Raw genomic sequence first — 15,437 nt, forward strand, 5'->3', positions numbered from 1 at the left:
CCGGTATGCGGTGGCGCGACTCCCAGCGCCCGCCGCTACTCGGTCGTGATGGCCTTGAGGACGTCGAGCCGGGCGGCCCGGCGCCCCGGCCAGAGGGCTGCGAGCACACCCACGATCCCGGCGAGCACCACGAAGATGGCCAGCTGGCCGCCCGGGATCGACAACACGTCGATGCCGTCGTCGGCGAGGCTGCGCTGCAGCGCCCACCCGGCGGCGAGGCCGAGGGCGACCCCGAGCACCGCGCCGAGCAGCGCGATCGCGACGGACTCGAGCCGCAGCATCGTCCGCAGCTGTCGCCGACTCAGTCCCACCGCCCGGAGCAGCCCGATCTCGCGAGTCCGCTCGATCACCGACAGCGCGAGGGTGTTGATGATGCCGAGGACGGCGATCACCACGGCCAGGCCGAGCAGCGCGTAGATGATGTAGAGCAGCTGGTCGATCGGAGCCCGCTGCTCCGCGGCGAACTCGTCCTGGTTCTTGAGCGTGACCGACGGCAGGTCGGCGATGACCTTCTCGATACCCGCCTCAACCGCCTTGGGGTCGGCCCCCGGAGCTCGCACCACGAAGGCGGCACTGTCCTGCTGCGGCACCCCTGCAGCGTCGGCGTCGGCCAGCGTGACGATGATCGAGTTGGGGAGGGCGGCGGTGCTCTTGAAGATGCCTACGACCGTGGCGCTCCCCTTGGTGCCCGAGATGTCGGTGTCGACCTTGCTGCCGACTGACACGCCCTGCTCGGTGGCGCGCTGGTCCGAGAGCAGCAGGGTGCCCGGCTTCAACGCGGCCAGCGAGCCACTGGTGAAGTCGATCGGCACGGCCTTGCCGAGGGCGACCGGGTCCACTGCGGCAGCGAAACCCCTGTCGTCGTTGACCGAGACCCCCAGGTAGCGCATCGGGCTGACCACTGCGACGCCGGGGACGGCCGCGACGTCACGGGTGACCGTCGTCGAGAACGGCTGGCCGATCGCGTTGGAGACCACGTAGTCGGCAGCGAAGTTCTCGTTGATCGACTTGTCGACGCTGGCCTTGGCAGAGGCGCCGAAGACCGACATCATCGCCACGAGGGTCAGCCCGATCATCAGGGCGGACGCCGTCGCCGCGGTGCGGCGCGGGTTGCGGGTCGCGTTCTGCTCGGCCATCAGCCCGACCGCGCCGAACAGCCGACGGTAGACCAGACCCAGCAGGTGGATGACCGGCCGGCCCACGACGGGACTGGTGAGGATCGCGGCCATCACCAGGGCGAAGACCCCGGTGCCCACCCAGTAGGACGAGTGGTCGATGGGCGTGAAGGCACCGAGGAAGGTGTTCCAGAGTCCGATGACGAACAGGACGGAGCCGATCCAGATGCGCCGGTGCAGGGTCGCCTCAGGCAGCGCGATGTCATCGCGCATGGCCGCCACCGGAGGCATCTTGCCTGCGCGGCGAGCGGGCAGGTAGGCGGCGAGCATCGTCACGACCATGCCCACGGCATACGCGATCAGGGCGGTGCTCGGCTGGAAGACGAGCGGCGAACCGCTGAGGTCGAGGCCGAAGCGTGCGAAGAGCGCCTGGATGCCTAGCGCGAGCAGGAAGCCCGCGCCCAGGCCGATGGTCGACCCGACGAGCCCGACGACGAAGGCCTCGAACAGCACCGACCGGGTCACCTGCCGCCGCCCCGCGCCGAGGGCCCGGAGCATCGCGAGCTCACGACTGCGCTGCGCCACGAGGATCGAGAAGGTGTTGATGATGAGGAACGACCCGACGAACAGGGCGATCCCGGCAAAGACGAGCAGGAAGATGTTGATGAAGGAGAGCGCCTGGTTGATGCCGGTCGCCTGCTCCTTGGCCACCGACGCGCCCGTGACAGCCTCGAACCCCTTGGGCAATGAGGCCTGCACCTTCGCGGCGAGGTCCTCGGCGCTGGTGCCGTCCTTGGCCGTCACCCACACGTCGGAGAACTCGTCCTTGCCGCCGTAGTAGAGGTCCTGGGCGGTCTTGGTGTCGAAGAAGGCCAGGGTCGCGCCGACCGTCCCGCCCTTGAACTCGGCGAGGCCGACGAGGGTGGCGGTGACCTTCGGCTTCGCGCCGCTGGTCACCAGGGTGACGGTGTCGCCCACGACGTAGTCGGCCCGGCGGGCGGTGCCGGAGTCCAGCACCACCTCGCCCGACTTGTTCGGCCAGTGCCCTTCGGCGATCGTCGCCGGTGGGTCACCGCCGGTGGTGGGTGCGTCGTTCCAGGAGAGGCCGAGCCCGGGAGGGCCACCGCCCCCGATCAGCTTGCCCTTCTTGGACACGACGAAGGTCGTGGGATCGGTGACGTTGCCGTCGGCGCGGGCCACGTCCGGCAGCCCCGCGATGGTCTGCACGAGGCTTCCCGGGACGGTCTTGGACGTGGGCCCGGAGTCGAAGTCACTGCTCGCGGAGTCGGGCCGGACGACGACTTCCCCGACGGTGTTGACGATGCCGTCGAACGCCCGGCTCAGGGTGTCGGTGAAGATGAACGACCCCGAGACGAACGAGACGCCGAGGATGATGGCGAAGGCGCTCATGAACAGCCGCAGCTTGCGGCCGAGCAGGCTCTTCCAGCTGGCGCGCAACATGGTCAGGCACCTGCCGGGTCAGGCTGCATCCGCACGTCGAGGCGCTTCATCCGCTCGAGGATCTTGTCGGCGGTCGGCTCGCGCATCTCGTCGACGACGTGGCCGTCCGCCAGGAAGACCACGCGGTCGGTGTAGGCGGCGGCGACCGGGTCGTGGGTGACCATGACGATGGTCTGGCCGAACTCGTCGACGCTGCGTCGCAGGAAGCCGAGCACCTCCGCGCCGGAGGTCGAGTCGAGGTTGCCGGTGGGCTCGTCGGCGAAGACGATCTCGGGCTGGCTGACGAGGGCACGCGCGCAGGCGACGCGCTGCTGCTGGCCGCCCGAGAGCTCGTTGGGACGGTGGCTGAGCCGGTCACGCAGCCCGACGGTCTGGATGACGGTGTCGAACCACGCCGGGTCGGCCTTGCGCCCGGCAATCGCCAGCGGCAGGAGGATGTTCTCCTCCGCGTTGAGCGTCGGGATGAGGTTGAAGGACTGGAAGACGAACCCGATCCGGTCACGGCGCAGGGTGGTCAGGGCCTTGTCCTTGAGCCGGGTGATGTCGACGTCGCCGATGTAGACCTCGCCGCTGGTCACGGCGTCGAGGCCGGCCGCGCAGTGCATCAGCGTCGACTTGCCGGACCCGGACGGACCCATGATCGCCGTGAACTCACCGCGGGCCAGGTCGACGCTGACCCCGTCGAGGGCGCGGACCTCGGCCTCGCCCTTGCCGTAGATCTTGTGCAGGTTCACGACACGGGCGGCAGCAGCGCGCGTGGTGGACGCCACGGGGGCGTCGGCGGTCAGGGGTGTCGCAGTCATCTCAGGCTCCCGGCTCATGGTGGATTCCGTTCTCCTCAAAGGTAGGGACGCGGCCGCTGCGACGCATTCAGGTTCGACCCTGAGCCCACCCTGAGTGAACCCCCAGTCCGCCTACCGGCTGTCCACCCAACGGTGGACAGCGTGTGAACGTGCCCGAGCGAAGGCGGGTTGGTTCGGAAGATCCGCCGAGTCCTGGTCCGGTGGATCCTCCGAACCATGGGACGACCCCGAGTCCGACGACGCGGGGCGGTCGCGCTCAGCTGATCGAGACCCGAGCCACCTGGCGGAGCTCGGGGGCGTCGTAGCGGTCGCCCCTGACCTCGCCGGCCTCCCAGCGCATCACCAGGCCCCGGCCGCGGACCTCGAGGGTGGCGAGGTTGTTGTCGAACCAGGGGCCGTGGGTCACCAACCACCGGTATGGCGCGCTGGGCACCTTCTCGGTGCGACCCACGAGGAACTGGAGCGGACGAGCCAGACCCTTGCCGAGGAAGGCCTGCGCGATGCGGACCTGACGTGGCAACGGGTTGCGGATGGGTGAGCACACCGCCTGGAGGATCGTGCTGCTGCCGCCCCCGAGCTGGTCGGAGCCGATCTCGGTCACGTAGGAGTTGTGCACGTCGCCGGACAGGAAGGTGATGGTCCCGGGCGCCGTCCCGCGCTCGCCGTGCGCGACCTGCACCACCATGTCGAGCACCGCGGCGAAGCCTTCCTGGAAGGCGGCCCAGTGCTCGAGGTCGAGCGCACGTCGCATCTTCTCGCCCAGGTTCGCCACCCACGGGCCCCAGGCCCCGGTGGCCATCGCCTCGTTGATCGCCTCGAGGTCGTGGATGCCCTGCGCGATGAAGAACGGCAGCGAGGTGCCGATGAACAGGTGGTCCACGTCGCCACGCAGCTGACCGTCGAGCCAGGCGAGCTCGTCGTCGTCGAGGATCGAGCGCCGTTCGGGTGCCAGGACCCGCGCCGCCCGGGAGTCCACCACCACCAGCTTGGACTCGCCCAGGTCGCGCGCGTAGCTCCACCGGTAGGTCTCCGGCTTGGCGTCCACCCGCTCGGCGAGCAGGTCGAGCACCTGCGTCAGGTCGAGCTCGCCGGTCGCGCCCGACTCCGCGTGGGCCACGATCTGCTGCCAGACCTCGTCGTCGGCCAGCTCCTCGGGCGAGAGGTTGCCGACGTGCTGGTACACCCAGTAGGAGGAGAGCCCACCCACGATCCGCTCGTGCCACCAGGAGGTCTGGTTCATCTCGCGGTGCCAGCTCTGCGAGGTGTTCCAGTCGTCCCGGATGTCGTGGTCGTCGAAGATCATCGCGCTCGGCAGCGTCGAGAGCAGCCAGCGGTTGAGCGGGTCGGTCCACGCCAGCCAGTAGAGGTGCGAGTACTCCACGAAGTCCTTGAGCTCCTCGCCCGGCGGCTCGTCGAGGCTGCGGCGGGACGCGATGTACTCGCGCATCTGCCCGCTGGTCTCGTCGGCGTACACCTGGTCGCCGAGGAAGCACAGCAGGTGTGGCCAGTCGCCCTCCTGGCGCTCGGGCCGGCTCAGGTGGTGGGCGTAAGCGCGCAGGGCGTCCACGCCGTTGCTCGCGTTCCCCTCGGCGTCGTGGGACACGCTCGTGCGGCAGGAGCCGAAGGCGAGCCGGGTGGGCTCGCTGTGCAGCAGGGTCCTGATCCGGCTGGGCGGCAGGTCGGTGCGCTCCGGCTCGGCCTCCGGCCAGACCCGCTCGTCGTCGATGTCGACCTCGTAGTCGCTGGCCGAACCCGGCTCCAGGCCGTCGAGGACGACCAGGGCGTAGTGGCGCCCGTGCGCCCCGAACGTCGGCGCCGACCACTCCCGGCCGAAGGCGCGGACCCGCACCGTGCCCGCATCACGGGTCTGGACCCAGATCGTCGCCGACCTCTCACCGATGTAGCGGAGCAGCGGCCCCAGGACGAGGGGAACATCGGGAGGGGAAGTCGGCACGAGGACCGTTCTACACGGCATACCCCCCGCTTGGGTAACGTCGCCGGGCGTCGACCCGTTCGGGGGATGGCGAAAGGGCGGCCCACCTCTCGGTGGACCGCCCTTCAGCGGTGTGGCGTATGCCGCGTGGCTGGCTTCGTCAGAAGCCCATGCCACCCATCTCGTCGCCACCGGGGGCCATCGGCGCAGCCTTCTCGGGCTTGTCGGCGATGACGGCCTCGGTGGTGAGGAACAGCGCGGCGATCGACGCGGCGTTCTGGAGCGCGGAACGCGTCACCTTGGCCGGGTCGATGATGCCCGCGGCGATGAGGTCGACGTACTCGCCGGTGGCGGCGTTGAGGCCCCACCCAGCTGCGAGCGTGCTGACCTTCTCCGTCACGACGCCACCCTCGAGACCAGCGTTGATCGCGATCTGCTTGAGCGGAGCGGAGGCTGCGACGCGAACGATGTTCGCACCGGTGGCCTCGTCACCCTCGAGCTCGAGCTTCTCGAACGCGGCCTTGGTCGCCTGGAGCAGGGCCACGCCACCACCGGCGACGATCCCCTCCTCGACGGCAGCCTTGGCGTTGCGCACGGCATCCTCGATGCGGTGCTTGCGCTCCTTGAGCTCGACCTCGGTCGCGGCACCGGCCTTGATGACCGCAACACCGCCGGCCAGCTTGGCCAGGCGCTCCTGCAGCTTCTCACGGTCGTAGTCGCTGTCCGACTTCTCGATCTCGGCGCGGATCTGGTTGACGCGACCCTGGATCTGGTCGGCGTCGCCAGCACCCTCGACGATGGTCGTCTCGTCCTTGGTGACGACGACCTTGCGGGCGCGGCCGAGCAGGTCGAGCTCCGCGGTGTCGAGCTTGAGGCCGACCTCCTCGGAGATGACCTGGCCACCGGTGAGGATGGCGATGTCGGCCAGCATGGCCTTGCGACGGTCACCGAAGCCGGGGGCCTTGACGGCGACCGACTTGAAGGTGCCACGGATCTTGTTGACCACCAGGGTCGACAGCGCCTCGCCGTCCACGTCCTCCGAGATGATCAGCAGCGGCTTGCCGGACTGCATGACCTTCTCGAGGAGGGGCAGCAGGTCCTTGATGCCGGAGATCTTGGAGTTGACCACGAGGACGTAGGGGTCCTCGAGGACGGCTTCCATGCGCTCGGTGTCGGTGACGAAGTAGTGGCTGATGTAGCCCTTGTCGAAGCGCATGCCCTCGGTGAGCTCGAGCTCGAGGCCGAAGGTGTTGGACTCCTCGACGGTGATGACGCCTTCCTTGCCGACCTTGTCCATGGCCTCGGCGATCATCTCGCCGATCTGGGGGTCAGCAGCGGAGATCGAGGCCGTCGAAGCGATCTGCTCCTTGGTCTCGACGTCCTTGGCCATCTCGAGCAGCTGGGCGGAGACGGCCTCGACGGCCTTCTCGATGCCACGCTTGAGGGCCATCGGGTTGGCGCCTGCGGCGACGTTGCGCAGACCCTCCTTGACGAGGGCCTGGGCGAGGACGGTGGCAGTGGTCGTGCCGTCGCCAGCGACGTCATCCGTCTTCTTGGCAACTTCCTTGACCAGCTCTGCGCCGATCTTCTCGTACGGGTCGTCGAGCTCGATCTCCTTGGCGATGGACACACCATCGTTGGTGATCGTGGGGGCTCCCCACTTCTTCTCGAGGACGACGTTGCGGCCCTTCGGACCGAGGGTGACGCGCACGGCGTCGGCGAGGATGTTCATTCCCCGCTCGAGACCGCGGCGAGCCTCTTCATCGAATGCGATGATCTTGGCCATTCGGGTGGTTCCTCCCACGCGAAACGTAAGCGGTGGCCAGTGGGTGCCCGCGACGGACGACCCGGCTCGCGCGGCTCACGTCGCCGCGTTCCCCGGACCTCACCTGGACTGGCCTGGATTGTCACTCTCAGGGTGAGAGTGCTAACGCCATTATTGGCACTCTCACCGGGAGAGTGCAAACGTGTCCGCGCCCGGCGAACGGCGCTGGGGGTCGCCGTCGCGCGCGGCTGGTGCCACCCTGAGACATGGCCGCACACCCCGACCCGCTCGAGGGCTCCAACTTCATCGTCGACTTCGCCGGCACGGACGACGCGTCGTTCTCCCACGTCGACCTGCCGGTGGCCCTGCTCGACGAGGTCGCCTACCGCTCCGGCGACGACCGCGCGAACGAGCCGCGCAAGCAGCCCGGGCTCGCCAGCTACTCCCACCTGGTCCTCAGCCGGGGCCTGACCACCAACCTCGACCTCTGGAACTGGTGGGAGGCCGCCCGCAACGCCGACCCCGCCGTGGACCGCACCGTCGTCGTGAAGCTGCTGGACGGGACTGGTCAGCTCGTCCTGACCTGGAAGTTCCGCAACGCCTTCCCGGCCGTCTACCGGCTGAGCCCCCTCGACGCCGCGTCCAGCGACCTCGTCATCGAGACGGTCGAGCTCGCCTTCGACTCCATGGACGTCGAGGTCTAGCTGGAGGTTCGGACCGCCGACGGGAACGCGTCGCGGTAGGACCGCAGGTCGACGGCGCCGTTGGCGACCGACTCGGCGGCCAGCGCGGCGTGGCCCACGGCCCTGCTCACGCAGTCGCCGGCGGCCACCATGAGGGAGTGCAGGGCAGGCAGCTCCGGGGCCGGCCGCGCACCGGTCGCGAGGGTGAACAGCGTGTCGCCGTCGAGCAGCGTGTGCACCGGGTGGATGGCCCGGGCAAGCCCGTCGTGCCCGAGCCCGCTGACCTTCGCGCACTGCGCCTTGGTGAGCGTCGCGTCCGTGGCGATGACGCCGATCACCGTCGCCATCCCCGGCCGCACCGGCTGCCCCTCGTATGCCGCGTCGGCCCGGGCGCGCGCCGCGGCCAGCTCGTCCGCGCTCGGGACCCCGACGTGGGCAAACTCGTCGCCGAGCCCGTAGCGGGCGGCGAGCAGCTCACCGGTCCGATCGTCGTGGGGCGCGCCGAACGAGTTGAGCGCGACGAGGGCCGCGACGGTCGTGCCGTCGTCGAGGACCGCGCTCGCCGAGCCGATCGCCCCCTTGAGCCCGGCGGCCCGCGCTCCCGTCCCTGCGCCGACACACCCCTGAAGCACGGCGTCGGCGGACGCGACAGCCAACGCGTCGGCACCGTCCGCGGCAGTCGGGGCGTTCGCGAACACGCCACCCCGCCCGAGGTCGAACAGCACCGCCGCAGGGACGATCGGGACCACCTGGCCGGGCTCGCCCATCGGCCAACCCAGCCCGGCGGCATACAGCTGCTGCACGACGCCGTCGGCGACGGCGAGGCCGAACGCGCTCCCGCCGGTGAGCACCACGGCGTTGACGCGGTCGACGAGGTTGCGGGGGTCGAGCAGGTCGGTCTCGCGCGTGCCCGGCGCGCCACCTCTGACGTCCACGCCCGCCACGGCCCCCGCATCAGGGGCAACCACCACGGTGCACCCGGTGAGCCAGCCCTCCTCGCGGCGGGTGGCGTGGCCGACCCGCAGCCCGGCGACGTCGGTGAGTGAGTTCGTGGGCCCCGGGCGCATCAGTCGTCGGTCGCGTCGGGTGCGTCAGGCCGCGCGTCGATGATGCAGAACCGGTTGCCGTCGGGGTCCTCGAGCACCTCGAAGTCGCGCTCCCCCTCCGGGTAGTGCCAGTCCTCGACGAGGTGGGCGCCCAACCCGACGAGTCGCTCGATCTCGGCCTGTTGGTCGTGGGCGTAGAGGTCGAGGTGGATGTGCGGGTGCAGCAGGGGTCGGGTGTCGCCGAGGTTCAGCGAGAGGTTGGGCCCGATGCCGTCACGGGGACTGAGGATGACCCAGTCGGGCTCTGGTTCGTAGCGCGGCGCGTAGTCGAGGGCGGCGGCCCAGAAGGCCATCGCCCGTGGCACGTCGCGGACGTTGACGACGATCGACCCGATCCTGAACGCGGCTCCCATCACAGCTCCATCCGGTAGGCACGGGCGTCGGCGACGAAACCGACGCGCTCGACCATCGCTGTGGTGTGGACGCCCGCGGCCATCGTGACGGCGCGCAGCCCCGAGTCACGGGCCCACCCCACGGCTGCGTTGAGCAACACCTCCCCCGCTCCGATCCCGCGGTGCTCGGGGCGGACGAAGAAGGTGTCGAGGACCAGCTCCGCTCCAGCCCCGGGCCCGCGGCCGGGCCAGGGCAACGGCTCGACGACCAGGCCCTGGAGGTAGCCGGCGTGGTCGTCGCCGGCCTCGGCGATCCAGACCGGGCGGACCTTCTGGCTCGCCGACCAGGCACGGGCGAACCGGTCGAGGAAGCCGACCTCGCTCTGACCTCCCCGGTGCCGGGCGCACTGCAGCGTCAGGGCCGCCACGACGAGCGCGTCATCGGGACCAGCCAACCGGGTTCGCACTTCGCCCACGCCAGAAGTCAACCACGCGGAAGTGGACCGGGACACCGGATCGGAGGCCTTGCCCCGGAGCGGACGCAACAACGCCCGTACAGTCACTTCTGCACGGGCGTTGGTGAACCAGGGGGCTCGGTCAGAGCTGGATGCCCAACCGGCGTGCGCTGCGGGCGCGCTGGCGCGAGGCCCGCAGCCGGCGCAACCGCTTGATGAGCATCGGGTCGGCCTCGAGGGCGGCCTGCGAGTCGATGAGGGCGTTGAGCACCTGGTAGTAGCGCGTGGCGCTCATGTCGAACAGCTCACGGATCGCCTGCTCCTTGGCGCCGGCGTACTTCCACCACTGGCGCTCGAAGGCGATGATCTCGCGGTCACGATCGCTCAGCTCCGTGGTGACGCTGACCTGACCCTGCTCGTGTGCGGCGTTCAACTCGACCCAATCCTTGCCTGGTGTGCAGACGTCGTGTGCAGCCTGACCGTGCGTGCAGGAGCAACTATACGGAGCGAATCACACGCTTGTCATTCCACTCGCGAACTCCGGCACGACCGTTCTGAACGGGTTTGGTCACACCCGTCCCACTCGCCCCACCAGGGTCGCTGCGCCGCAGGAGGGCAGGGCCGGCAGGCCATTGGAGACGCTATGCCGTGCCCCATCAGGTGGGGCAGGGGGCGCTGGCGGCGTGCCCCATGTGGTGGGGCACGGCATAGCGTGCCAAGGCATGGTCACTGGGACCCGAGCGTGGATCAGGCCATCGTGTCGAGGATCGCGGTGATGTCGTCCTCGGAGGTGCGCGGGTTGACGATGGCGAACCGGGTCAGGGTCTCGCCGAGGTGCGAGGTGGGGACGACGAACGCGAACTGCTCGGCGAGCAGCCGGTCGGACCACTCCTGATAGTCCGCCGCCGTCCAGCCGAGCCGCCGGAAGACGACCACCGACAGGTCGGGCTCGCGGACCACCTCGAGGTAGCCGCGCCGGTCGATCTCCTCCGCCGCGAACCGGGTCACCTCCAGCGTCCGCTCGACCGCCTCGCGGTAGGCATCCGTGCCATGGGTGGCGAGGGAGAACCAGAACGGCAGGCCACGAGCCCGGCGGGTCAACCCCACCGAGTAGTCGGTGGGGTTCCAGTCGGGCTTGTCGGTGAGCACGTCGAGGTAGGACGCGTGCTGGGTGTGCGCGGCACGGGCCATCGCCGGCTCGCGGTAGATCAGCGCGCAGCAGTCGAACGGCGCGAACAGCCACTTGTGCGGGTCGACGATGAACGAGTCGCAGTGCTCGATGCCGGCGTAGAGGTGACGCACCGAGGGGGCCGCCAGACCGGCGCCGCCATAGGCACCGTCGACGTGGAACCAGATCCCGAACTCACGGCAGACCTCTGCCACCGAGGCGAGGTCGTCGACGATCCCGAAGTTGGTGGTGCCGCTGGTCGCGACCACCGCGAAGAACGTCTCCGGCCCGTTGGCGACCAGGACCTCGCGCAGGGCAGCGCCACTGAGTCGACCGCGGTCGTCCACCTCGACGCCGACCAGCTCGGCATCCATGACGTCGCAGGCCGACTGGATCGACGAGTGCGCACCGTGCGTCGCGGCCACCCGCCACGGCCGAGCCCCCGCGCCGCTGCGAGCCTCGCGGGCCGCCTTCGTCCGCGCCGTGTGCCGGGCGGCGACGAGGGCCGAGAGGTTGCCGATCGTGCCACCGGGCACGAAGACGCCACCGGCCTCCTGCGGCAGGCCGACCAGGTCGGCGATCCAGCGCAGGGCCTGGTTCTCGGCATACACCGCGCCGGCACCCTCGAGCCACGAGCCGCCGTAGATCGACGACGCCCCGACGACGAGGTCGAACATCGCCGAGGCCTCGGTGGGGGCACACGGGATGAAGGAGAGGTAACGGGGGTGGTCGGTGGAGATGCAGGCCTGGGCGAGGTGCTCCTCGAAGAGCTTGAGCGCCTCGAGCCCGCCGATGCCGTCGCGCGTGATGGTCTGGCCGGCCGCCGCGTCGAGCTCGGCGAGCGTCTGGGGCCCGTCGAGTGGGACCGGGTCGAGCTTCAGGCGGTCGGCGGAGTAGGCGAGGATCGCGTCGCCGAGGGCCTCGAGGTTCTGGTCGCTGTAGCCGTGCACGCGGCGAGTCTAGGGCGCAGCCGGGCGCCGGGTGCAGGGCTCAGTCGAGGGCCGTCTCGAACAACGCCGTGCGCAGCCCGACCACGTCCGCGACGAGGGCGTCCGGGCGGGTCGCGGCCAGGGCCGGCTCGAGCCCGGCACCCCAGGTGACGGCCACCGCACCCATCCCCGCCGCGCGGGCGGCCTCGACGTCGACGGTCGCGTCACCGACGTAGACGCAGTCGTGCGGCGCGGCACCGAGCTGCGCCGCGGCATACAGGAGGGGCGCGGGGTGGGGCTTGTGGAGGGTGGTCTCCTCCTGCCCGGCCAGCACGTCGATGCGGTCCTCGAGACCGACGGCGCGCAACCCCAGGCGCACGGTGTCGCCCTTCTTGCTCGAGACCACGCCGGTGCGGGCGCCAGCGGCGTGCAGGTCGTCGAGCAGCTGCGGCACCCCCTCGACGGTGCGGATGAGCTCGTCGTGGTTGGCGAGGTTCCAGGTGCGGTAGACGTCGGTGAGCTCGGCGCCGCGGCCCGGGTAGCGCTCCTCGAGCACCGGCTGGAGCGGTCGGCCGATCCACGAGCGCACCTCGTCCTCGGGGGCCTGCTCGCCCAGGACCGAGCCGAGCGCGTGGTGGTACGACGCGACGATGAGCGCGATGGTGTCGGCGAGGGTGCCGTCGAAGTCGAACAGGACGACGGGCCAGCGTGGGGTCACGGGCTTGAGGTTAACGAGGCGCGTCGGGACACCGTCAAACGCGGGGTCACACGCCGGGGGGGTTCCCTTCAGGACGAAGGCTCGGCGACCGACGCCGACCTCGGAACGAAAGGAACGACATGTCCTTGTTCATGGACGTGCACACCATCGAAGGTGGCCTCACGGCTGGAGACGTCGCGGGAGCTCATCAGGCCGACCTGTCGGCTCAGGCGCCGCACGGTGTCAACTACCTGCGCTACTGGGTGGACGAGGCCGCGGGGAAGATCTTCTGCCTGGTCGATGCACCGGACGCGGAGGCCGCGAACACCGTGCACCGCGAGGCGCACGGTCTCGTGGCCGACGAGATCTACCCCGTCATCGAAGGCTTCTAGGCGGGCGACATGACCGAGTTGACGTCCGCCACGACGCGGCCTTCGGTGCCCGAGCCGTCCCTGGGGTCCTCGGTCGCGGAGGCCGAGACCGCATGGTTGGACCGGTGGTCCGCGGGACCGACGGAAACCGACCTCGTCCTGCTGCGCGATGGGTTCGAAGCGCCTGACCTGAGCCTGCCCGATCACACCGGTACGGTCCGACGGCTGTCGGAGCTCTGGTCCGGGGCACCGGCCCTGCTGATGTTCTGGCGCCACTTCGGCTGCAGCTGCGGGGCGACCAGGGCCGCGCGGCTCGAGGCCGAGTGGTCGGACTACTGCGACGCAGGGCTCAACCCGGTCATCGTCTCCCTGGGGGACCCGGTGCGCGCCAGCGCGTACCGGGTCACCCACCACCTTTCGGCTCCAGTGCTCTGCGACCCCGGCGCGCGCGCCTTCCGGGCGTACGGGATCGGACACTGGTCGGTGGAGCGTGTGCTCTACGACGCGCCCCACGCCTTCCTGTCCCACTCGCCAGCGGTCGGCCAGGCCTTCCAGGACAGCCGACGCCGCCGTGGCAACCCACCGGTCGACGACCCTTGGCGGTCGGTGGCGGAGTTCGTGATCACGCCGGCCGGACGGGTACGGCTGGCGTACGGTTACCAGTACTGCGAGGACTTCCCGGATCCTCGCGTCATCACCACAGCGGCGCGAATGAGCGTGGGATGACGAGCGCGTCAGCCCGGCGTCCGGCGGCAGCGCCGTCGGGATCGGAGGTCCGATGAGTCTGTCCGTGCAGCTCCTCGGCAGGCCACGGATCGTGCAGGCGTCCGGCGAGTCCCACCCCTTCCGGAGCCGCAAGAGCTGGGCACTGCTGACCTACCTGGTGCTGGCGGACCGGCCGCCGAGCCGCAGCCAGCTCGCCCAGCTCCTCTTCTCCGACGCGCAGGATCCGCACCGTGCCCTGCGCTGGACGCTCTCCGAGCTGCGCCGGGGTCTCGGGCGGGAGGCGGCGGTCGAGGACGACCCCGTCCGGCTCTCCCTCCCGCACGACACCGTCGTCGACGTCGAGGTGCTCGCCCGCGGCGCCTCCGGCGACGCCATCGCGCTGCCCGGCCTCGGTGCCGGCCTGCTCGAGGGGATGACGTTCCGCGCGAGCGCGGCATACGAGATCTGGTTGCTGGCCCAACAGCGGCACCTGACGGCTGCCTCCGAGGCGATCCTCCACGAAGCGGCGGTCCGGTCGTTGGCGCGTGGTGCGTGGCAGGAGGCCATCGGCTACGCGGCCCGTGTCACCGCCATGAGCCCGCTGGACGAGAACCACCAGGCGCTCCTGATCCGCCTCTACCGCCTCGCGGGTGACGACGACGCGGCCGAGCGACAGTTCGCCGCGTGTTCGGCGCTCTTCACCAGCGAGCTCGGCACGCCTCCCGGGGCGGCCGTGCTCGCTGCCCGTCGGACCACCAGACCCAACCCGCTCGCGGAGGCGGACGACGCCACCATCGAGGCGATCATCGAAGCCGGTACCGCGGCGATGGGCGCCGGCGCGCTGGAGGCAGGGATCCTGTCGTTGCAGACCGCCACCCGACTGGCCGACGGCGCGCGCAAGACCCGACTTCGGGTGCGCTCGCGGCTCGTCCTGGCCGAGGCGCTCGTCCACGCCCTCGGAGGACTCGACGAGGAGGGCTTGGCCAGCCTCTACGAGGCCGACGAGATCGCGGTCGCCCACCAGCTGACTGATGCCGTCGCGGCGGCCCGCGCCGAGCTCGGCTACGTCGACTTCCTGCGCGCCCGGTATGACCGGGCCCAGCTGTGGCTGAACGACGCGCTCCGACTGGCTGACGGCTCACCCGCCATGATGGCGAAGGCCACGACGTACCTGGGCTCGGTCGAGAGCGACCGGGCGAACTACGGGCCGGCTCGAGCGCTGCTCGAGCAGGCCGTTCACCACGCACGGAGGGCCGAGGATCCCCGGCGAGAGGCCTTCGCGCGGTCGATGCTGGGCCGGATCAGCCTGTTGTGCGGCGACCTGGACGGGGCCCACGGCCAGCTCTCGGCCTCGGTCGCGCTGGCCCAGCGGGACCACTGGTTGTCCTTCCTGCCCTGGCCCCAGGCCCTCCAGGGCGAGGCGGCGCTTTCGGCGGGCGACCTGGGAACTGCCGCGGAGGTCCTCGACCAGGCCTTTGCCCGCGCCTGCCAGCTCGGCGATCCCTGCTGGGAAGGCATCACGGCTCGAGGGCTCGCGCTGGTGGCGGAGGCGGACGGGGAGGTACCGCGAGGGTTCGACCTCCTGGCCGAGTCACGAGCCCGCGCTGACCGGCTCGCCGATCCCTACGTGTGGCTCGATGGCTACATCCTCGACGCGCAGTGCGTGCTCGGTCTGCGACACGACCATCCAGACACCGCCAGATGGGTCGAGGACCTGCGTCAGCTGGCGTCACGCACCGGAATGCGCGAGCTCGTCGTCCGGTCCCTCCTCCACGGAGCGGCCCTCGGTCAGGGCGGTGACGCCGAGGCGGCAGCGCTGCTCGCACGCCACATCGACAACCCGGCGCTGACCGGCCTGCTCGACGCTCGACGATTCCTCGGGACGCCGAACCCCCAGCCCACGGCGTGACAGCG

Annotated in this window: 14 protein-coding genes; 4 read left to right on the forward strand and 10 right to left on the reverse strand. The window is 70.5% G+C overall.

Annotation, left to right across the window (positions count from 1 at the left end):
- Positions 1-35: 35 nt before the first annotated feature.
- The 4 genes from AC1DWJ_RS08415 to groL all read right to left on the reverse strand — a co-directional run bounded on the left by AC1DWJ_RS08415 (position 36) and on the right by groL (position 7,098).
- Entirely contained in the window at positions 36-2,576 is a 2,541-nt protein-coding gene (locus AC1DWJ_RS08415) for an ABC transporter permease (protein ID WP_457254710.1), read from the reverse strand.
- 2 nt (positions 2,577-2,578) lie between these two features.
- Positions 2,579-3,379 (reverse strand): ABC transporter ATP-binding protein, encoded by an 801-nt coding sequence (locus AC1DWJ_RS08420; protein WP_457254711.1) that lies wholly within the window; start codon positions 3,377-3,379, stop codon positions 2,579-2,581.
- A gap of 256 nt (positions 3,380-3,635) precedes the next feature.
- Complete coding sequence (locus AC1DWJ_RS08425; RefSeq protein ID WP_477620525.1) at positions 3,636-5,333, reverse strand: alkaline phosphatase D family protein; 1,698 nt, start codon at positions 5,331-5,333, stop codon at positions 3,636-3,638.
- Positions 5,334-5,472: 139 nt separating this feature from the next.
- Entirely contained in the window at positions 5,473-7,098 is a 1,626-nt protein-coding gene (gene groL / locus AC1DWJ_RS08430) for a chaperonin GroEL (RefSeq protein WP_457254713.1), read from the reverse strand.
- A gap of 245 nt (positions 7,099-7,343) precedes the next feature.
- Between groL and AC1DWJ_RS08435 the strand changes: the two genes are divergently transcribed.
- Positions 7,344-7,781: a phage tail protein gene (locus tag AC1DWJ_RS08435; protein ID WP_477620526.1), complete on the forward strand. Its 438-nt coding sequence runs from the start codon at positions 7,344-7,346 to the stop codon at positions 7,779-7,781.
- Here the strand turns inward: AC1DWJ_RS08435 and AC1DWJ_RS08440 are convergent.
- From AC1DWJ_RS08440 to AC1DWJ_RS08465, 6 genes are all read right to left on the reverse strand, one after another.
- Positions 7,778-8,827 carry a P1 family peptidase gene (locus tag AC1DWJ_RS08440; protein WP_477620527.1) on the reverse strand — a complete coding sequence of 350 codons (1,050 nt, stop codon included), beginning with the start codon at positions 8,825-8,827 and terminating at the stop codon, positions 7,778-7,780. The genes AC1DWJ_RS08435 and AC1DWJ_RS08440 overlap by 4 nt on opposite strands.
- The gene (locus AC1DWJ_RS08445; protein ID WP_457254718.1) at positions 8,827-9,219 is read right to left on the reverse strand and encodes a VOC family protein; all 393 of its coding nucleotides are present in this window, start codon (positions 9,217-9,219) and stop codon (positions 8,827-8,829) included. Before AC1DWJ_RS08445 ends, AC1DWJ_RS08440 begins: the two co-directional genes overlap by 1 nt.
- Positions 9,219-9,674: an N-acetyltransferase family protein gene (locus tag AC1DWJ_RS08450; RefSeq protein ID WP_477620528.1), complete on the reverse strand. Its 456-nt coding sequence runs from the start codon at positions 9,672-9,674 to the stop codon at positions 9,219-9,221. The genes AC1DWJ_RS08445 and AC1DWJ_RS08450 overlap by 1 nt, the downstream gene beginning before the upstream one ends.
- A 121-nt stretch (positions 9,675-9,795) precedes the next feature.
- Positions 9,796-10,086 (reverse strand): DUF3263 domain-containing protein, encoded by a 291-nt coding sequence (locus AC1DWJ_RS08455; protein WP_056922188.1) that lies wholly within the window; start codon positions 10,084-10,086, stop codon positions 9,796-9,798.
- A 314-nt stretch (positions 10,087-10,400) separates the two neighbouring features.
- The gene (locus AC1DWJ_RS08460) at positions 10,401-11,771 is read right to left on the reverse strand and encodes a pyridoxal phosphate-dependent decarboxylase family protein (protein WP_477620529.1); all 1,371 of its coding nucleotides are present in this window, start codon (positions 11,769-11,771) and stop codon (positions 10,401-10,403) included.
- A gap of 40 nt (positions 11,772-11,811) precedes the next feature.
- Positions 11,812-12,468: an HAD family hydrolase gene (locus tag AC1DWJ_RS08465; protein WP_457254722.1), complete on the reverse strand. Its 657-nt coding sequence runs from the start codon at positions 12,466-12,468 to the stop codon at positions 11,812-11,814.
- 119 nt (positions 12,469-12,587) lie between these two features.
- Between AC1DWJ_RS08465 and AC1DWJ_RS08470 the strand changes: the two genes are divergently transcribed.
- Genes AC1DWJ_RS08470 through AC1DWJ_RS08480 form a run of 3 tightly spaced genes read left to right on the forward strand, consistent with a single transcriptional unit; the run spans position 12,588 to position 15,432 of the window.
- Entirely contained in the window at positions 12,588-12,839 is a 252-nt protein-coding gene (locus AC1DWJ_RS08470; RefSeq protein WP_457254723.1) for a DUF4242 domain-containing protein, read from the forward strand.
- A gap of 9 nt (positions 12,840-12,848) precedes the next feature.
- Positions 12,849-13,544 carry a redoxin domain-containing protein gene (locus AC1DWJ_RS08475; RefSeq protein ID WP_477620530.1) on the forward strand — a complete coding sequence of 232 codons (696 nt, stop codon included), beginning with the start codon at positions 12,849-12,851 and terminating at the stop codon, positions 13,542-13,544.
- Positions 13,545-13,596: 52 nt separating this feature from the next.
- Positions 13,597-15,432, forward strand: a complete 1,836-nt coding sequence (locus tag AC1DWJ_RS08480; protein WP_477620531.1) for an AfsR/SARP family transcriptional regulator — start codon at positions 13,597-13,599, stop codon at positions 15,430-15,432.
- The last annotated feature ends 5 nt before the right edge of the window (positions 15,433-15,437 follow it).

The organism is Pedococcus sp. P2_D7 (assembly GCF_056404295.1).